20 protein-coding genes are annotated in these 18,926 nt (G+C 38.5%); 10 read left to right on the top strand and 10 right to left on the bottom strand.

Translation table 11 applies throughout. The features are described 5' to 3' along the window. Positions 1 to 7: 7 nt before the first annotated feature. Complete coding sequence (gene ychF, locus ACPT8Q_RS03515) at positions 8 to 1,099, bottom strand: redox-regulated ATPase YchF (RefSeq protein WP_044332683.1); 1,092 nt, start codon at positions 1,097 to 1,099, stop codon at positions 8 to 10. 47 nt (positions 1,100 to 1,146) lie between these two features. After that, the gene (gene pth, locus ACPT8Q_RS03510; RefSeq protein ID WP_005656397.1) at positions 1,147 to 1,731 is read right to left on the bottom strand and encodes an aminoacyl-tRNA hydrolase; all 585 of its coding nucleotides are present in this window, start codon (positions 1,729 to 1,731) and stop codon (positions 1,147 to 1,149) included. 166 nt (positions 1,732 to 1,897) lie between these two features. Here pth and ACPT8Q_RS03505 point away from each other — a divergent pair, with 166 nt between their 5' ends. The 5 genes from ACPT8Q_RS03505 (at position 1,898) to cpdA (ending at position 6,398) form a co-directional block, all read left to right on the top strand. Then, entirely contained in the window at positions 1,898 to 2,206 is a 309-nt protein-coding gene (locus ACPT8Q_RS03505; RefSeq protein WP_005649214.1) for an RnfH family protein, read from the top strand. A 2-nt stretch (positions 2,207 to 2,208) separates the two neighbouring features. After that, positions 2,209 to 3,423: a cupin domain-containing protein gene (locus ACPT8Q_RS03500; RefSeq protein ID WP_061671296.1), complete on the top strand. Its 1,215-nt coding sequence runs from the start codon at positions 2,209 to 2,211 to the stop codon at positions 3,421 to 3,423. A 1-nt stretch (position 3,424) separates the two neighbouring features. Continuing rightward, positions 3,425 to 4,744 (top strand): exodeoxyribonuclease VII large subunit, encoded by a 1,320-nt coding sequence (xseA, locus tag ACPT8Q_RS03495; protein WP_032821886.1) that lies wholly within the window; start codon positions 3,425 to 3,427, stop codon positions 4,742 to 4,744. A gap of 187 nt (positions 4,745 to 4,931) precedes the next feature. After that, entirely contained in the window at positions 4,932 to 5,564 is a 633-nt protein-coding gene (gene nudF / locus ACPT8Q_RS03490) for an ADP-ribose diphosphatase (protein WP_005656400.1), read from the top strand. Between the two features lie 9 nt (positions 5,565 to 5,573). Next, positions 5,574 to 6,398 (top strand): 3',5'-cyclic-AMP phosphodiesterase, encoded by an 825-nt coding sequence (gene cpdA / locus ACPT8Q_RS03485; RefSeq protein WP_005656401.1) that lies wholly within the window; start codon positions 5,574 to 5,576, stop codon positions 6,396 to 6,398. Positions 6,399 to 6,495: 97 nt separating this feature from the next. Here the strand turns inward: cpdA and ACPT8Q_RS03480 are convergent, their stop codons facing one another. Next, positions 6,496 to 6,783, bottom strand: a complete 288-nt coding sequence (locus tag ACPT8Q_RS03480) for a YfcZ/YiiS family protein (protein ID WP_005656402.1) — start codon at positions 6,781 to 6,783, stop codon at positions 6,496 to 6,498. 207 nt (positions 6,784 to 6,990) lie between these two features. On the opposite strand from ACPT8Q_RS03480, the gene ACPT8Q_RS03475 reads away from it, so the two are divergent. From ACPT8Q_RS03475 to mutH, 3 genes are all read left to right on the top strand, one after another. Beyond that, on the top strand, positions 6,991 to 8,361 hold the full coding sequence (locus tag ACPT8Q_RS03475; RefSeq protein WP_061671297.1) for a porin: 1,371 nt from the start codon (positions 6,991 to 6,993) through the stop codon (positions 8,359 to 8,361). Between the two features lie 76 nt (positions 8,362 to 8,437). Beyond that, a complete protein-coding gene (locus tag ACPT8Q_RS03470) occupies positions 8,438 to 8,977 on the top strand; it encodes a methylated-DNA--[protein]-cysteine S-methyltransferase (RefSeq protein ID WP_048941336.1) in 540 nt (179 codons plus the stop codon). Further along, the gene (gene mutH, locus ACPT8Q_RS03465; protein ID WP_059358425.1) at positions 8,974 to 9,645 is read left to right on the top strand and encodes a DNA mismatch repair endonuclease MutH; all 672 of its coding nucleotides are present in this window, start codon (positions 8,974 to 8,976) and stop codon (positions 9,643 to 9,645) included. Before ACPT8Q_RS03470 ends, mutH begins: the two co-directional genes overlap by 4 nt. Here the strand turns inward: mutH and tilS are convergent. From tilS to znuC, 5 genes are all read right to left on the bottom strand, one after another. Beyond that, on the bottom strand, positions 9,642 to 10,934 hold the full coding sequence (gene tilS, locus ACPT8Q_RS03460; RefSeq protein WP_059358423.1) for a tRNA lysidine(34) synthetase TilS: 1,293 nt from the start codon (positions 10,932 to 10,934) through the stop codon (positions 9,642 to 9,644). The two genes, mutH and tilS, sit on opposite strands and share 4 nt — an antisense overlap. Continuing rightward, positions 10,934 to 11,800, bottom strand: a complete 867-nt coding sequence (gene pdxY, locus ACPT8Q_RS03455) for a pyridoxal kinase (protein WP_005630043.1) — start codon at positions 11,798 to 11,800, stop codon at positions 10,934 to 10,936. Before pdxY ends, tilS begins: the two co-directional genes overlap by 1 nt. 72 nt (positions 11,801 to 11,872) lie before the next feature. After that, entirely contained in the window at positions 11,873 to 12,820 is a 948-nt protein-coding gene (accA, locus tag ACPT8Q_RS03450) for an acetyl-CoA carboxylase carboxyl transferase subunit alpha (RefSeq protein WP_050949001.1), read from the bottom strand. Between the two features lie 88 nt (positions 12,821 to 12,908). Then, entirely contained in the window at positions 12,909 to 13,694 is a 786-nt protein-coding gene (gene znuB / locus ACPT8Q_RS03445) for a zinc ABC transporter permease subunit ZnuB (RefSeq protein WP_005693761.1), read from the bottom strand. Next, positions 13,694 to 14,500 carry a zinc ABC transporter ATP-binding protein ZnuC gene (znuC, locus tag ACPT8Q_RS03440; RefSeq protein WP_050949036.1) on the bottom strand — a complete coding sequence of 269 codons (807 nt, stop codon included), beginning with the start codon at positions 14,498 to 14,500 and terminating at the stop codon, positions 13,694 to 13,696. The genes znuB and znuC overlap by 1 nt, the downstream gene beginning before the upstream one ends. A 170-nt stretch (positions 14,501 to 14,670) precedes the next feature. On the opposite strand from znuC, the gene mepM reads away from it, so the two are divergent. Both mepM and ACPT8Q_RS03430 read left to right on the top strand, forming a co-directional pair. Continuing rightward, on the top strand, positions 14,671 to 16,098 hold the full coding sequence (gene mepM, locus ACPT8Q_RS03435; protein ID WP_076773247.1) for a murein DD-endopeptidase MepM: 1,428 nt from the start codon (positions 14,671 to 14,673) through the stop codon (positions 16,096 to 16,098). Between the two features lie 114 nt (positions 16,099 to 16,212). Next, positions 16,213 to 17,169, top strand: coding sequence for a sigma 54-interacting transcriptional regulator (locus ACPT8Q_RS03430; protein WP_050948999.1), 957 nt, complete (start codon positions 16,213 to 16,215; stop codon positions 17,167 to 17,169). A gap of 95 nt (positions 17,170 to 17,264) precedes the next feature. Here the strand turns inward: ACPT8Q_RS03430 and hfq are convergent, their stop codons facing one another. Then, complete coding sequence (gene hfq / locus ACPT8Q_RS03425; protein ID WP_005649254.1) at positions 17,265 to 17,540, bottom strand: RNA chaperone Hfq; 276 nt, start codon at positions 17,538 to 17,540, stop codon at positions 17,265 to 17,267. A 90-nt stretch (positions 17,541 to 17,630) separates the two neighbouring features. Next, positions 17,631 to 18,599, bottom strand: a complete 969-nt coding sequence (rluC, locus tag ACPT8Q_RS03420) for a 23S rRNA pseudouridine(955/2504/2580) synthase RluC (protein ID WP_050948998.1) — start codon at positions 18,597 to 18,599, stop codon at positions 17,631 to 17,633. Positions 18,600 to 18,926: the final 327 nt, after the last annotated feature.

The following is an 18,926-nucleotide window of genomic DNA, read 5'->3' as shown; positions in this document are numbered from 1 at the left end:
TATATTTTTATACATTGAATCGGAAGTGCATTACATCGCCATCTTGTACGATGTAATCTTTGCCTTCTAAACGCCATTTACCTGCTTCTTTTGCACCGTTTTCACCGTTGAATTGGATAAAGTCTTCATAAGCGATAACTTCTGCTCGGATAAAGCCTTTTTCAAAGTCGGTGTGGATTACGGCTGCTGCTTTTGGTGCGGTTGCACCGACTGAAACTGTCCAAGCTCGTACTTCTTTTACGCCAGCAGTGAAATAAGTTTGAAGATTTAAAAGTGCGTAACCTGCACGAATTACTCGATTCAATCCCGGTTCTTCAATGCCTAAATCTTGTAAAAACTCGACTTTTTCTTCATCATCAAGTTCTGCAATTTCAGATTCAATCGCTGCACATACTGGAACAACTACCGCCCCTTCTTTTGCAGCAATTTCACGAACGCGATCTAAGTATGGATTATTTTCAAAGCCATCTTCATTTACGTTTGCGATATACATTGTTGGTTTTAACGTTAAGAAGTTGTAACTCTTGATTGCTTGCAATTCTTCTTTATCTAACCCAACAGAACGAATCATTCCTGCATTTTCCAGCACAGGGAGGATTTTTTCCATAACTGAAAGTTCAAATTTAGCCTCTTTGTCGCCACCTTTGGCACGTTTTTGTAAACGTTGGATCGCACGTTCACAGCTATCTAAGTCTGCTAAAGCTAATTCAGTGTTGATAGTTTCAATATCATCAAGTGGGTCAATTTTGCCTGCAACGTGTACAATATCGTCGTTTTCAAAGCAACGCACTACGTGACCAATTGCGTCTGTTTCACGGATGTTTGCTAAGAATTTATTACCCAAGCCCTCGCCTTTGCTAGCACCTGCAACTAAGCCTGCGATGTCCACAAATTCCATCGTGGTGGGTAATACGCGTTCAGGTTTAACGATTTCTGCCAATGCATCTAAACGCGGATCTGGCATTGGTACGACACCCGTATTTGGTTCGATAGTACAGAATGGATAGTTTGCGGCTTCAATACCAGCTTTAGTGAGTGCGTTAAAAAGAGTAGATTTGCCCACATTTGGCAATCCCACAATACCACATTTGAATCCCATAATTTTTCCTTATTTTGAGTAAAACGGTTGTAAAACTAACCGCACTTTTAAATTTTAAAACTGTTTAAACGGTTGGTCGCTTTGACCATTCCATCTTTGAAAATCATTTCCACACAATCAGTGGCTTCATCTAGTACTTTTTCAAGTGCATTGCGATCTGCTGGCGATGGTTTATTTAAGACGTAACCTGCCACTAAATCACGATGGCCTGGATGCCCAATGCCAATGCGTAAACGGTAGAAATTATTGTTATTGCCTAGTTGTGCCACAATATCTTTTAAGCCGTTATGCCCACCATGTCCACCGCCTTGTTTGAGTTTTGCGATGCCAGCAGGTAAATCTAGTTCATCGTGAATAACCAAAATTTCTTCAGGTTTAATACGGTAAAAATTTGCCAATGCCCCAACCGCTTTACCGCTTAAATTCATAAAAGTTGTTGGCACTAAAAGGCGTACTTCTTTTCCATTCACTAAAGTGCGGGCAGTTTTTCCGAAGAATTTACTTTCTGGATTTAGTGAAACGTTAAAACGACGTGCCAAGCGTTCAATAAGCCATTCGCCTGCATTGTGGCGTGTATCTGTATATTTATCGCCAGGGTTGCCTAAACCAACAATAAGTTTTATTTCTGACATTTTTATTTGATGATGTAAAAAATAGTGGCGTATTGTAGCGAAAAAGCCTTAAATTCTCAATCTATAAGGCGGAAACAAAGAGGTAATTTATTGCTCGTGATTTATCATTAAAAGTCACCGCACTTTTCCGTTATAATGGTTAAAATTTTTTAACAAAGAAATAAAAATGAATCAGATTAACATTGAAATCGCTTATGCTTTTCCCGAACGTTATTATTTGAAATCTTTTCAAGTTGATGAAGGAATTACCGTGCAAACGGCGATTACGCAATCAGGGATTTTAAGCCAATTTCCAGAGATTGATTTGAGCACAAATAAAATTGGGATTTTCAGTCGTCCAATAAAATTGACTGATGTATTAAAAGAGGGCGATCGTATTGAAATTTATCGTCCATTACTTGCAGATCCGAAAGAAATTCGCCGTAAGCGTGCAGCAGAGCAAGCTGCAGCCAAAGACAAAGAAAAAGGAGCTTAAAAATGACCGCACTTTCATCTGTTGATTTTTGTTTACCTGAACATATCACGCCAGAAATTTTTCTACGTGATTATTGGCAGAAAAAGCCATTAGTGATTCGTAACGGCTTGCCTGAAATTATTGGGCAGTTTGAGCCACAAGATATTATTGAGCTCGCGCAAAATGAAGATGTGACAGCTCGTTTAGTGAAGACATTTTCTGATGATGATTGGAAAGTTTTTTTTAGCCCTTTAAGCGAAAAGGATTTCCAACAATTGCCAGAAAAATGGTCGGTGTTGGTTCAAAATTTGGAGCAATGGTCGCCTGAATTAGGACAACTTTGGAACAAATTTGGCTTTATTCCTCAATGGCAACGTGACGATATTATGGTGTCTTACGCGCCGAAAGGTGGTTCTGTTGGTAAGCATTATGATGAATATGATGTATTTTTAGTGCAAGGCTATGGTCATCGTCGTTGGCAAGTGGGTAAATGGTGTGATGCAAGCACTGAATTTAAACCCAATCAATCGATCCGAATTTTTGATGATATGGGCGAATTAGTCATTGATGAAGTGATGAATCCAGGGGATATTCTCTATATTCCAGCCCGTATGGCGCATTATGGCGTAGCTGAAGATGATTGTTTAACCTTTTCTTTTGGCTTGCGTTATCCAAATTTAAGCAATTTGATTGATGGCATAAGCAAAGGTTTTTGTCATCAAGATCCTGATTTGAATTTAAGCGAGTTTGATTTACCGCTACGTTTAAGCCAGTCTGTACAAGCTACAGGTAAACTTGCAGATGAAAATATTCAAGCAATGAAACAGCTTTTATTAGATAAATTGGCTAATTCAAAAGCTTTTGATACGTTATTTAAACAAGCTGTAGCAAGTGCGGTAAGTTCTCGTCGTTATGAGTTATTAGTTTCGGATGAAATGTGCGATCCAGATGAAGTGCGGTCAATTTTAGAAGAAGATGGCGCGTTCCTTTCTCAAGACAACAATTGTAAATTGCTTTACACCGAAAATCCGCTGCGAATTTATGCGAATGGCGAATGGTTAGATGAGCTTAATGTGATTGAGAGCGAAGTGTTGAAACGCTTATCTGACGGCGAAAGTTTAGATTGGGCATTTTTATCAAGTTTAGTGAATAAAACCGAAGATCCTAAAACCTCAATGGATTTACTGTTAGATTCAATTTGTAACTGGGTTGATGATGGTTGGGTGTTAATTGAATAATATGTCAGACAATATTTATTCTGTCTCTCAACTGAATTCTGCCGTGCGTCAGATGTTGGAGGGGCATTTTTCCCAAATTTGGCTAACGGGGGAAATTTCCAATTTTACCCAACCTGTGTCTGGGCATTGGTATTTAACGCTGAAAGATGAAAATGCACAGGTGCGTTGTGCAATGTTTCGCATGAAGAATTTGCGTGTAGCTTTTCGTCCACAAAATGGAATGCAAGTGCTTGTGCGTGCCAATGTGAGTTTATATGAGCCTCGCGGCGATTATCAACTTATTATTGATTCGATGCACCCAGCTGGCGAGGGATTATTGCAACAGCAATTTGAAGCATTAAAAATGAAGTTGGCTGCGGAGGGATTGTTTGCTCAAAATCTTAAGAAAAATTTACCGCACTTTAGTAAGGCGGTGGGGATTATTACGTCTTCTACAGGTGCGGCATTGCAAGATATTTTGCATATTTTGGCACGCCGTGATCCAAGTTTAAAAGTTGTTATTTATCCCACTGCGGTTCAAGGCAAAGAGGCGACCGCAGAAATTGTGCAAATGATTGAACTTGCCAATCTGCGACAAGAAGTGGATGTATTAATTGTTGGGCGTGGTGGCGGTTCATTAGAAGATCTTTGGTGTTTTAATGAAGAAGACGTGGCGCGAGCAATTTTTCGTTCAACCTTACCCATTATCAGTGCTGTGGGACACGAAACAGATGTGACGATTGCCGATTTTGTTGCAGATCTTCGTGCGCCGACCCCTTCTGCTGCGGCTGAGTTAGTTAGTCGTAATCAAGATGAATTATTGCAACAACTTCGCCATCAACAGCAACGTTTAGATATGGCATTTGATCGTTTATTTACGCGAAAAAGCCAGCGTTTGAAACAGCTTGCCTTACGATTGCACAATCAACATCCACAGAATCAGCTACGCGCTCAACAAGCGAAAAATGAACAGCTTACACATCGCTTGCAACTTGCAATATTGCGTCAGTTTGAAAATACACAACAAAAATTCACCGCACTTTCTGTTCGTTTAAAACAAAATCCATTGCCATATCAAGTGCAACGTCATCAACAGCATTTAGAACAACTTCAAGTGCGGTTAAATTTTTGCGTAAATCGGCAAGTGACGGAGCGTCAAAATAAATTGGCAACATTATGCGGAAAATTGGATGGTTTAAGCCCATTGAAAGTCTTGGCAAGAGGTTATTCCATTGCGGAAAACCCACAAGGTAAAGCCATTGTTAGTGTGAAAGATGTCAATCAAGGGGATTTCATTACAACTCAAGTGGCTGATGGAAAAATTGTGAGTAAGGTCTTGTAGAATGTCTGTTTTGTAAAAATGGAGTAAAACATTATCTTACGAAAAAAGAATGCCGTGATTATTGAATAAATTATCACGGTATTTTATTTTGTGACTCACTTCAAACTTTCAACAAAAAGTGGAAACCTTCTATTTTTTTTGTAGTCTTTTAAGCGTATGATTTTGCGTTCAGTTTTGGAGAAAACAGATGTCAGAAATTCAACATTTTAGCCAACAAGATATAGAAATATTGGGCGAACAAACTTTATATGAAGGTTTTTTCACACTTAAACAAATCCAATTTAAACATAAACTTTTTGCTGGGGGACAAAGTGGTGTCGTAACCCGAGAATTACTGATTAAAGGTGCCGCCTCAGCGGTTATCGCTTATGATCCAAAAGAAGATTCTGTGATTTTAGTCGAACAAGTTCGTATTGGCGCGGCTTATCATCCTGAATCTCATCGTTCGCCTTGGTTACTTGAACTCATTGCAGGCATGGTGGAAAAAGGCGAAAAGCCAGAAGACGTTGCTTTGCGTGAGAGTGAAGAAGAAGCAGGGATTCAAGTCAAAAATTTAACACATTGTTTAAGTGTGTGGGATAGCCCAGGTGGCATAGTGGAGCGGATTCATTTATTTGCAGGCGAAGTGGATAGCGCACAAGCAAAAGGCATTCACGGTTTGGCTGAAGAAAATGAAGACATTAAAGTGCACGTAGTAAAACGTGAACAGGCGTATCAATGGATGTGCGAGGGGAAAATTGATAATGGCATTGCAGTGATTGGATTGCAGTGGCTTCAATTAAATTATGCTCAGTTACAACAAAGTTGGAAACGTAGTTAGGGGGCATTAATGAAAAATACGTTTGTTTATCAGGCGGAAAAGCCTGTTATTAAGTTATTACAAATTACGGATCCCCATTTATTTAAAGATGAAAGCGCAGAATTATTGGGGGTAAATACACAAGCAAGTTTTGCTCAAGTATTGAAGGAAATTCAGCAAGAAAATAACCAATTTGATGTGATTCTTGCTACAGGCGATCTTGTGCAGGATAGTAGTGATGAAGGTTACACTCGTTTTGTAGAAATGATGAAGCCTTTCAATAAACCCGTATTTTGGATTCCAGGAAATCACGATTTTCAGCCTAAAATGGCAGAATTTTTAAATCAACCACCAATGAACGCGGCAAAACATCTTCTATTGGGCGAACATTGGCAAGCTGTATTGTTGGATAGCCAAGTTTATGGTGTACCGCACGGACAACTAAGCCAGCATCAACTCGATTTATTAAAAGAAACCTTAGAAAAAAATCCTGAACGCTATACGTTGGTTGTATTACACCATCATTTATTACCAACTAATTCCGCATGGCTTGATCAACATAACCTTCGTAATTCTCACGAATTGGCAGAAGTGCTTTCGCCTTTTACTAATGTGAAAGCTATTTTGTATGGGCATATTCATCAAGAAGTAAATAGTGAATGGAATGGTTATCAAGTGATGGCAACGCCAGCGACTTGTATTCAATTTAAACCTGATTGCCAGTATTTTTCTCTTGATACCTTACAGCCTGGTTGGCGTGAAATTGAGCTACATTCAGATGGTTCAATTCGTACCCAAGTGAAACGTATTCAGCAAGCGGAATTTTTGCCGAATATGCAAGAAGAGGGATATTAAATTTTGTGGACGTTTTAAAAATCGTTTTCATAGTGCGTATTTTTAAAACGTCCACTATTCTAATTCAATAAAAGTGCGGTCAAATTTTTAATTGTTTTTAACGATTCGCCAGTTCAAAAATCATCGCTTCTGCTTGGCAACTAAAAGTGAAAGAGGCATTTAATTGAACACCGTTTTCAACTGCCACGATTTCGCTTTTAATTTCGCAAGGATCGCTTTCTGTATCGCGCGCTTTCTTTGTTAATCGTTCAAGTGCTGCATTGGCATCAGCTTCAGTGCTATAAAATTGATGAACTTCTACGCTACAGTCAGAGCCATCAATAATCGTGCCTACATCAACACAGCTACAAGTTAAGGATTCTTCTGCTTTGCATTTTACGGTCATTTTCTTTTCCTTATAAGAATGTTTTTGCGTATTTTATCATTTTTCTTTTTTTCCATAAATGACAAAAATTGAACAAAACAATCTATTAAATGTAAAAAGTTCCCGCTAACTGGTCGGAACTCTAATAAAAATAAGGAAATAAATTTGCACTCAGTAGCATCGAGTTTTAGAATTGACCAAAACTTTATTAATAACAAAGGTTCCCAAATGAAAAAATTTAATCAATCTCTATTAGCAACTGCAATGTTGTTGGCTGCAGGTGGCGCAAATGCGGCAGCTTTCCAATTGGCGGAAGTTTCTACTTCTGGGCTTGGTCGTGCCTATGCAGGTGAAGCGGCGATTGCAGATAATGCTTCTGTCGTGGCAACTAACCCAGCTTTGATGAGTTTATTTAAAACGGCACAGTTTTCCACAGGTGGCGTTTATATTGATTCTAGAATTAACATGAATGGTGATGTAGATGTAGATGCTTCTATAACAGGTCTTTCAGTGAGAACAAAAAAGAACGGCTCAGCTTCAGCGCGTAATGTTATTCCTGGTGCTTTTGTGCCAAATCTTTATTTCGTTGCGCCAGTGAATGATAAATTCGCGCTGGGTGCAGGAATGAATGTCAATTTTGGGCTAAAAAGTAAATATGACGATAGTTATGATGCTGGTATATTTGGTGGAAAAACTGACTTGAGTGCTATTAACTTAAATTTAAGTGGTGCTTATCGAGTAACAGAAGGCTTGAGCCTAGGTTTAGGGGTAAATGCGGTTTATGCTAAAGCCCAAGTTGAACGGAATGCTGGTCTTATTGTGGATAGTATTGAGGTTGCACGAAATGGACAAGCATTCACAGTACTGGGAGAACCACTCAAAACAATTGGTCAGTATTTGACCTCTAAAGACAAATCTGTTGTGTCATTACAAGATAGAGCAGCTTGGGGGTTTGGCTGGAATGCAGGTGTAATGTATCAATTTAATGAAGCTAACCGAATTGGTTTAGCCTATCATTCTAAAGTGGACATTGATTTTACTGACCGCACTGCCACTAGTTTAGGAGCTGGGGTTATCAAGGCAGGTAAAAAAGGTGATTTAACCCTTACATTGCCAGATTACTTAGAACTTTCTGGTTTCCATCAATTAACTGACAAATTTGCTGTGCATTATAGTTATAAATATACCCATTGGAGTCGTTTAACAAAATTATACGCTAGCTTCGAAGATGGTAAAAAAGCGTTTGATAAAGAATTGCAATACAGTAATAACTCTCGTATTGCATTAGGGGCAAGTTATAATCTTGATGAAAAATTGACCTTACGTGCGGGTATTGCTTACGATCAAGCTGCATCTCGTCATCACCGTAGTGCTGCAATTCCAGATACCGATCGCACTTGGTATAGTTTAGGTGCAACCTATAAATTCACGCCGAATTTATCTGTTGATCTTGGCTATGCTTACTTAAAAGGCAAAAAAGTTCACTTTAAAGAAGTAGAAACAATAAGTAAAGCTCCACTCACATTGAATACAACTGCAAATTATACTTCTCAAGCACACGCAAATCTTTACGGCTTAAACTTAAATTATAGTTTCTAATCCGTTAAAAAATTTAGCATAATAAAGCACACTTCCACACAAAGTGTGCTTTTCTTTTATAAAAACAAGGCGAAAAATGACCGCACTTTATTACACTTATTACCCCTCGCCAGTGGGACGGCTTTTGATTTTATCTGACGGCGAAAGCATTACGCATATTGATTTTGAAAAAGAGCAATATGCGCCTAATCCAAAATGGCACAAGCAAGATGAATTGCCTGTTTTTCAAAAAGTGCGGTTAGCTTTTGAACGATATTTTAATGGGGAAGTTGAGCGTTTTTCAGACATTCCTTTAAAACCAGAAGGCACCGCGTTTCAACAAGCCATTTGGCAAGCCTTGCGAGAAATTGCTTATGGCGAGCTTTCAAGTTATGGCGAGCTGGCGTTACGGATTAATAATCCTAAAGCTGTTCGTGCCGTGGGAGGCGCGGTAGGGAGTAATCCGATTAGTATTATTATTCCTTGTCACCGCATTTTAGGCAAAGATCGTACTTTAACTGGTTTTGGCGGTGGCTTAGAGGCAAAACGTTTTTTATTACAGTTAGAGAAAATTCCCTATATTGATAAAGGCACTGAAAACACGAAGCCTCGCTTTTTTAAGAAATATCACGAATGATTCCACAAACCCTTGAACAATTACTTTCCCAAGCGCAATCCATTGCTGGCTTAACTTTTGGGGAGTTAGCTGATGAACTGCATATTCCTGTTCCGATTGATTTAAAACGTGATAAAGGTTGGGTGGGGATGTTATTAGAGCGTGCTTTGGGCGCAACGGCAGGGAGTAAAGCTGAACAGGATTTTTCTCATTTAGGTGTTGAACTTAAAACGTTACCGATTAATGCGGAGGGTTACCCTCTTGAAACCACCTTTGTGAGCCTTGCCCCGTTGGTACAAAATTCAGGGATTAAATGGGAAAATTCCCACGTTCGCCATAAACTTTCTTGTGTCCTTTGGATGCCTATTGAAGGCAGTCGCCATATTCCATTACGTGAACGCCATATCGGCGCACCAATTTTATGGAAGCCAACTGCTGAACAAGAACGTCAATTAAAACAAGATTGGGAAGAATTGATGGATTTAATTGTACTTGGCAAATTGGAGCAAATTACCGCTCGAATTGGGGAAGTTATGCAACTTCGCCCGAAGGGTGCAAATAGTCGTGCTGTGACAAAAGGCATAGGAAAAAATGGCGAAATTATAGATACCTTGCCTTTAGGTTTTTATCTAAGAAAAGAATTCACCGCTCAAATTCTGAACGCATTTTTAGAAACAAAGCCGCTTTAACTTGATTTTAAAACACGAAAAAAACCGACCGCACTTTTTAGCTCGTTGCCATAAAAAATTAAGGGGATTCGATTTCGTTCCCAAGGTGGTACGCTTAATTCTTGCCAGATTTTTTTTATATCTTCTCTTGGGCGTTTCGGATGATGTTTCACTTTGCCCGAATAGCCAAAACGAATAGAAATAGGCAAGTCCGTTTTTTCCAGCGTAACAGAGTAATCCTGCCAGTAGAAAATCAGATTGTGTTCATTTTCTTGAACAGTGAGATTGCCTAAATTATCAGGTAAATTTAGCGTATTTTGTTCTAATTTTAGGCAGTATTTGGTTAGATCAGAAAACGGCTTAGTTAAATATAAACTATCTTGATAACGTCGAATGACTTTATTTACAAGCTGAAATTGAGGATTTGCCTCCTCTTTTGCAAAAACGACATCATTAATAAGCTGTGTAAGCTGGCGTTTACTTGGCATTTCAAGTTGGTTTTCGGCAAGCCACATACGCAAAAGTGCGGTTTGTTTTGCGAGAGAATATTGGCGGAACTGGCACAGTTTAAATTGGTTTTTTATTTGACAATGTTTTGCAAAGGTTTCGCTCAATAAATCATTGATTAATTGTTGCTGTTCAAAACAATGTTGTGCTGAACGTTGCACGGCTAAATCAAAATGAGCCCAGCGTTCACGTAATTCTGGCAAAATTTCATTGCGTAAGAAATTACGATCGTATTGATTATCTTCATTACTTTCGTCTGTAATCCAGTTGAGTTTTTCTTTTTGCACGTAATTTTCTAACTGGGTGCGAGTAAAGCCTAACAAAGGGCGTAAAATTGGCATGCCGAATAATACACTTTGTTGTTGCATTGCGCCCAAGCCTTGTAGCCCACTGCCACGTTTTAGGGCTAAGAAAAAGGTTTCTGTTTGATCGTTTAGATGATGTGCCGTGACCAGCATTTCTTGTGTTTGAAGATGTTTTTTTATGGCTTGATAGCGTGCTTCCCGTGCGCCAGCCTCAATGCCATTAGTTTTATCTACTTGTACTCGCTCGATAATCAACGGAATTTGCAATTGATCGCATAAGTCTTGGCAATGTTTAGCCCAACTGTCTGCATTGGGGCTTAAGCCGTGATGAATGTGGATTGCTCGTACTGATAAAGGCGGTAAGTGCGGTTGTTTTTGACAAAGTTTTGCAAATAAAGAAAGAAGTACAGTGGAATCTAAACCACCACTCAAGGCAATAAGAAATGCTTGAGCGGTGGTTTGTTTGAGTTGTTTTTCAATGTCTGAAAGTAAGTCCATTAGGCAACTTTTTCAGCTTTATAATTGCTGCTTGGATTGAGAATTTCAAAACGTGCGGCAATGGTTTGTAATTCGTAAGAACCTAGTTCAAAGGTGGTTTTCATTACGCCTGCTACTTCATTATTCATTGCTTCAAAAGCTTCAACATCAGATTTTCCATTGAGTAAATTTGCTAAGAATGTACCCGCAATTAAATCGCCCACGCCCACTGGTTCAAAGTTGAATTGATAAAGCGGACGGCTTAAATGCCAAACCCCCTCTGGGGTTGCCATAATAATTTCAAATGTATCAGGATCGTTGATTTTACCCGCACTACCTAAATGTTTAACAAGAACTTTCTTCACGCCTTTTGCAATCAACGCATTCACTGCTTTTAATACATCGTCAAAGGTATTAATTGGAAATTCGGTTAGCTGACGCAATTCGTGTAAGTTTGGCGTCATAATATCCGCCACTGGAATGGCTTTTTCAATAAGTGCTTCGCGAACACCATTGGCAACCACGCAGATTTTTTTCGGATGTGGCATAACTGGGTCACATAAATAAAGTGCATTTGGATTACGCAGTTTGATTTGTTCTAAGGCAAAAAGAATTTGATCGACTTGTTCCGCAGAACCTAAGTAACCAGATAACAAGGCATCACATTCTTGTAGTTTTTCAATATTATCAAGTCCAGTTACAATTTCTCGGATTTGTTCTTGTGGAATTACCATGCCTGTCCATTTTCCGTATTGGGTGTGATTAGAAAATTGAACGGTATTTAATGCCCACACATCGACGCCTAACAACTGCATTGGAAAAGTCGCGGATTTGTTACCTGCAAAACCATAGACTACGTGGGATTGGATCGAAAGTACGTTTTTCATTATATTTTCTCCTTTGTTGTATATTTAGATCAAAAAAGAGCGGTAAAAATCACCGCTCTTTTAGAATGTTAGTTAGCAATAACCGTAAGACATTAAACGTTCATAGCGTCTATTTAATAATTCTTCTTTGCTTAGTTCATTGAGTTCAGCTAAATCTTCTTTTAAACGAAGTTTTAAGTTTTCAGCTATTTTCGCATAATTGCGATGTGCGCCACCCAAAGGTTCTTGCACAATGCTGTCGATAAGATTTAATTCTTTTAAACGGCTTGCGGTTAATCCCATTACTTCTGCTGCCGTAGATGCCTTTTCCGCACTTTTCCAAAGAATAGAAGCGCAGCCTTCAGGCGAGATAACAGAATAAGTGGAATACTGTAACATATTCACTTTATCGCCCACGCCAATAGCTAACGCACCGCCCGAACCGCCTTCGCCGATAACGGTACAAATAACAGGAACGGTAAGTTGTGCCATTTCGCGTAAGTTGCGAGCGATAGCTTCCGCTTGACCACGTTCTTCTGCGCCAATACCTGGATAAGCCCCTGGTGTGTCAATAAATGTGATAATTGGCAATTTAAAACGTTCAGCCATTTCCATTAAACGTAACGCTTTACGATAGCCTTCAGGTGCGGGCATACCAAAATTGCGTTGTACTTTTTCTTTTACAGAACGACCTTTTTGATGACCGATAACCATCACTGGACGACCATCTAAACGCGCCAAGCCACCAACAATGGCTTTATCATCAGCAAAAGCACGATCCCCTGCAAGTTCTTCAAATTCAGTAAAAATATGTTCAATATAATCTAATGTATAAGGGCGGTTTGGATGACGCGCCATACGTGAAACTTGCCAAGCATCGAGGTTGGCAAAGGTTTTTTTAGTGAGTTCGTTACTTTTCTTTTGTAAGCGTTTGATTTCATCAGTTAAATCAACTTTATCATCTGATGCTGCTCGTAATGCTTCAATTTTTGCTTCTAATTCAGCAATCGGCAATTCAAAATCTAAATATTCTTGGTTCATTTTGTTATCCTAAAAAGACCGTAAAAATTGACCGCACTTTATCAAGAATTAAACTGTGGCGCAAATGGTTTTCACTGGTTGGGCAAGCTTATAATCGCTCTCTTTTAAAGAGCGATAAGACAAATAAAAACGCGGAACAAATCACAACAGAAGGCCCAGCAGCAGTATCATAAAAGGCTGATAATATTAATCCACCTATAATCGATAACATACTCATAATAATCGCCCAGCCCACCATAGATTCTGGCGTTCTCGCAAAGCGACGAGCGGTTGCCGCAGGGATTATTAATAAGGATGTGATAATTAATGCACCGACAAATTTCATACTCAAGGCAATAGTCAATGCGGTTAATATCATTAAAATAAAACGCATTTTTTTGATATTAATGCCTTCAACTTGCGCGAGTTCTGGCGATACGGTGGTGGAAAGTAAGGATTGCCAAAAATAAATTAATGTTGAAAGCACAATTATCACGCCAATGCCGATATAAATTAAATCCGTATAATTAATCGCGAGTAAATCCCCAAATAAATAATTCATTAAATCTACCCGTACATTCCGTAATAATCCTACTGTCACAACGCCAAGAGATAAACAGCTATGAGCGATAATACCGAGCAAGGTATCAATGGAAAATTGCGTATTGCTTTCTAACCACACCATTGCGATAGCAAGAATTAAGGTAAGCACCACAATCGCAATGTAAGGATTGACTTGTAAGAAAATACCTAACGCCACGCCGAGCAAGGCAGAATGAGAAAGAGTGTCACCAAAATAAGCCATTTTCCGCCACACCACAAATACGCCAAGTGGCGCGGTAATAAGCGAAAGCACAATGCCTGTTAAAAGGGCAGGAAATAAAATTTCAAACATTATTTATCCTTATTTTGACAATGCACTGCTGATGAATTACAACCGCACACATCGCCGTGCAAGGTGTGATGATGATTGTGATGATGGGTATAAAATCCAACATTTTGTGCGAGCTGATTTCCCCATAAACGCATAAATGTTGGATCATTTGAGAGAACATCGGGCGTACCTGCACAACAAATATGTTGGTTAATACACAATACTTCTTTACTGTCTGCCATCACAATGTGTAAATCGTGTGATACCATCAATACGGCACAATTTAATTTTTGTTGGGTTTGATGAATTAGCTGATAAAGCTCAGCTTGACCAGTAATGTCTACGCCTTGAGTGGGTTCGTCTAGCACAAGTAAATTCGGTTTATTTAAAATTGCACGTGTCAATAATACGCGTTGCATTTCGCCACCAGAAAGTTTTTGCATATTGCTTTTGCGTAAATGTGAAATCGAAAGTTGCTCAAGTGCGGTGGATATTTCTTGGGTTTTAATACCTTTTTTTAGCGAAAGAAATCGCTCAACCGTAATAGGCAAACTATGATCCAAATGGATTTTTTGTGGTACATAACCAATGCGAACATTTTTACTATAAATGACTTCGCCAGAAGTGGGCATTTGTAGTTTTAATAAGGTTTTTAACAACGTAGATTTGCCACCACCATTTGGCCCCACAATGGTAATAATAGAATTGGGATAGATATTTAAATTAATATCTTGCAGAGCGGTTTTTTGTGCGAAAACCACATTGATATTTTTTAATTGAATGAGCGGTTGTGGGTTTTGCTCGCGATGGATACCTGTGATGTTCATTAAATCATCTCTTATCAAAAGTGGTGGGGGAAAATAACGCATTTTGGCAGATTTCTCAAGATTTTCTATCCAATGTCGAATATTTAAGCATTTGAATAATGCTTTTTCCATAGGAATGAATTTTCTTTATAATCTGTAGTCTGAATGCTGAAAACTTTTTTATTTTAGGGATGCCAGTGCAACACGTAAAATTAGCTCGAGATAGACGAAAAAAACGCGCATATATAAAAGTAGGCGTGTTTTTTGTTGCTATTCTGCTTATTTTGACAGGCATTTTACTTACAATAAAAGACAAATCTGAAGAAAATCCCATATTTTCCACCTCTGACAGTGGGGAATATCACGAGTTAAATACATCGCCAAATAAAAATTCCACCGCACTTCAACCTGATGAAGATGCCACCTCTTATGATGATGAACTGCAAGCAAAAGATGATGAAGTTGATGAAGTAAAACTATCTTCAGATGATCTCGGTACTTTACCTCAACACGCACAAGATGCACTCAATGGTTTATTAGACGCAGCCGATCAAGCCATAAGAATTACTGATCAATTTAGCTATACGGTAACCGAAGGGGATACTTTAAAAGATGTTTTAGTTTTATCCGGTTTAGATGATTCATCAGTACAACCGTTGATTGCGCTTGATCCCGAATTAGCCCACTTAAAAGCAGGTCAGCAATTTTACTGGATTTTAAATAAAAATGATAACTTGGAATATTTAAATTGGCTGGTTTCTGAAAAAGAAGAACGTATTTATGAACGTCTCGAAGATGGGAAATTTAAACGCCAAGTTATTGAAAAGAAAAGTATTTGGCGAAAAGAAGTATTAAAAGGCGAGATTCAAAATTCTTTAAATAGTAGTTTAAGAGAACAAGGTCTTAATACGCGTCAAATTAGCCAACTTAGTAACACCTTACAATGGCAAGTGAGTTTGAGAAAACTAAAAAAAGGCACTCAATTTGCCATTTTAGTTTCTCGTGAATATTTAGGCGATAAACTTACAGGTCAAGGTAATGTTGAGGCGTTACGTATTTCATCTGGTGGTAAAAATTATTATGCAGTGCAAGCGGCAAATGGTCGTTATTATAATCAGCAAGGAGAAACTTTAGGCAAAGGTTTTGCTCGTTATCCATTGCAGCGACAAGCACGCGTTTCCTCCCCTTTTAATCCAAATCGTCGCCATCCAGTAACAGGACGTGTTCGTCCCCATAAAGGCGTGGATTTCTCTGTTTCTCAAGGCACACCAGTTATTGCACCAGCAGATGGTACAGTTGAAAAGGTCGCTTATCAGGCTGGCGGTGCTGGGCGTTATGTTATGTTGCGTCACGGGCGTGAATATCAAACTGTTTATATGCACTTGAGCAAATCCTTAGTAAAAGCAGGGCAAACCGTTAAAAAAGGCGAACGTATTGCACTTTCTGGTAACACGGGCATTTCTACGGGGCCGCATTTACATTATGAATTTCATATTAACGGTCGAGCTGTTAATCCTCTTACCGTAAAATTACCGGGTACTAGCAGCGGTATGAGTTCAACTGAACGTAAACAATTCCTTGTTCGTGTTCGTGAAGCTGAAAGAATGTTAAAACCTTAGCTATATAAAGTGCGGTCAAAAATGGTCGCATTTTTACCTTATGTAAAATAATATTTACACTTTGTTGTAAAGAAATTATCATAGCCATATCTTAATTATCTCCATTCCCTGAATATGACGATTTCTAAATTTGATCCTCAAAATCCTTTCGATTGTTTTATTGTGCAAAGTGAAGCGATGAAAAGTGCGGTAGAAAACGCGAAACGTTTTGCTATGTTTGATGTGCCTTTGTTAATTCAAGGCGAAACGGGGACAGGAAAGGATTTGTTAGCGAAAGCCTGCCATTATCAGAGTTTACGTCGTGATAAGAAATTTATCGCAGTAAATTGTGCGGGGTTGCCGGATGAAGATGCCGAAAGTGAAATGTTTGGTCGAAAAGTTGGCGACAGCGAAACCATTGGTTTTTTTGAATACGCAAATGAGGGTACAGTTTTACTCGATGGTATTGCTGAACTTTCATTGAGTTTACAGGCTAAATTATTGCGTTTTTTAACGGATGGATCTTTTCGTCGAGTAGGCGAAGAAAAGGAGCATTATGCAAATGTACGCGTAATTTGCACATCACAAATTCCACTTCATTTGCTTGTTGAGCAAGGTAAAGTTCGTGCTGATTTATTTCATCGCTTAAATGTTCTTACTCTTAATGTGCCGCCATTACGCGAACGCATGGCTGATATTGAGCCACTGGCACAAGGTTTTTTACAGGAAATCAGCGAAGAATTAAAAATTGCAAAACCAACTTTCGATAAAGATTTTCTTCTTTATTTGCAGAAATATGATTGGAAAGGGAATGTTCGTGAACTTTATAACACTCTTTATCGTGCCTGCTCTCTGGTACAAGATAATCATTTGACTATCGAAAGTTTAAATCTTGCTCCGCCACAAAGTGCGGTAATTTCTTTGGATAAATTTGGAAATAAAACCTTAGATGAAATCATCGGTTCTTATGAGGCACAAGTTCTAAAATTATTTTATGCAGAATATCCAAGCACGAGAAAATTGGCTCAACGTTTAGGCGTTTCCCATACTGCGATTGCGAATAAATTGAAACAATATGGAATTGGAAAATAATTTTCCGATTTGAAATGGAAAAAGTGCGGTTGAAATTTCCTGAGAATTTTCAACCGCACTTAATAAATATTGATTACCCATTAATGGTATTGTGATTACTCTGCTTGAGTTTCCACGCTTTCAACTGCTTCTGTTGGAGCGGTATGATGGTTATTATTGTGATGCGAAACTGAACGAGCAGGCACAACCGTTGAAATTGCGTGTTTATATACCATTTGGTTCACTGTGTTTTTTAATAAAATCACGAATTGATCGAATGATTCAATTTGACCTTGAAGTTTAATTCCGTTTACAAGGTAAATTGATACAGGAATGCGTTCACGACGAAGCGCATTTAAATAAGGATCTTGTAAAGATTGTCCTTTTGCCATTTTGCTATCCTTTGTTGTCGTTATTATGAAATTTGTTGATAGAAACGAGTTGTCTCCGTGTGCAAGTGTAGCAATAAACAGAAATATTGTCTATTTGCTTTCCCGCAACTTTTGCAAAATTGCTTTCATTTGATGATCTAGTGGCGCATTAAAGCGTAGCGTTTCGCCATTTTTAGGGTGTTCAAATCGAATTGAAAAAGCGTGTAAAAATAAACGGTTTAATCCTAATTCATTCATTTGTTTATCAAAATCTTTATCGCCGTATTTATCATCTAATGCAATAGGATGCCCAGCATATTGTGTATGCACGCGAATTTGATGTGTTCGCCCTGTGACTGGCGATGCTTTTACAAGTGTAGCGTTTGTATAGCGTTCTTCAATACTAAAGCGAGTTTCAGATGGTTTGCCTTGCTCGCTGACACGCACAATACGTTCGCCGCTGGATAATTCATTTTTCAAAAGAGGGGCTTGAATAACTTTTATATGGGATTGCCATTGTCCACGTACTAACGCTAAATAATCTTTTTGAACGGTTTTTACGCGAAGTTGTTCGTGCAAATTGCGTAATGCTGAACGTTTTTTCGCAATTAATAAAATGCCTGATGTATCGCGATCCAAACGATGAACCAGCTCTAAAAAGCGAGCTTCTGGGCGTAATGCTCGTAAGGCTTCAATCACACCAAAATTTAAACCACTGCCACCGTGTACCGCAATTCCTGAAGGTTTATTTAACATAATCAAACAATCATCTTCAAACAAAATTTGGTTTTCAAGTGCGGCGACTTTATTGAGATTTTTTGAAATTGACGCATCATTTTTTTCTGCGACACGAACGGGTGGAATGCGTACAACATCGCCTGTTTGCAGTTTATATTCTGGTTTAATTCTGCCTTTGTTTACTCGCACTTCGCCTTTACGCACAATGCGATAAATTAAACTTTTAGGTACGCCTTTGAGTTTTGCTAATAAATAATTATCAATTCGTTGTCCACTTTCATCTTCACTAATTGTCAGCATTTTTACGGATGAATTAATGATGTTTTCATTTTGTTTTGTCATTTTGTTCCCTTTTGAAAATCGCTGCAAATCATATCACAAAGGTACTATGAACGTAATATGGAACGTAATATGAACGTAACGCTAGAACGTAAATTCGCCTTGCCAATTAATCGTTTTCTATGGATAATAGAACGTCTTTTTGCTCCTAAGAATTTGCGTAAAAAGGATAAGTTTTGTTGGTAAAAACTCAATGCAGCACTCGGCATAAGACATTGATAATCAACATTTTTCTTAAAATAAATTAGCCGCTTGCAACGCGTGCGGAATATCGCGTTGTTTTATCAAGCAAACATTTGTGCTTAATAACCTTATCAATGCACCCAGCAA

Origin of the sequence: Haemophilus sp. HN_Hi10 (assembly GCF_049821985.1) — a bacterium.
Classification (GTDB): Bacteria; Pseudomonadota; Gammaproteobacteria; order Enterobacterales; family Pasteurellaceae; genus Haemophilus; species Haemophilus influenzae_D.
The sequence above is the reverse complement of the archived record's forward strand: the minus strand, read 5'-3'. Positions and strand labels throughout refer to the sequence as shown.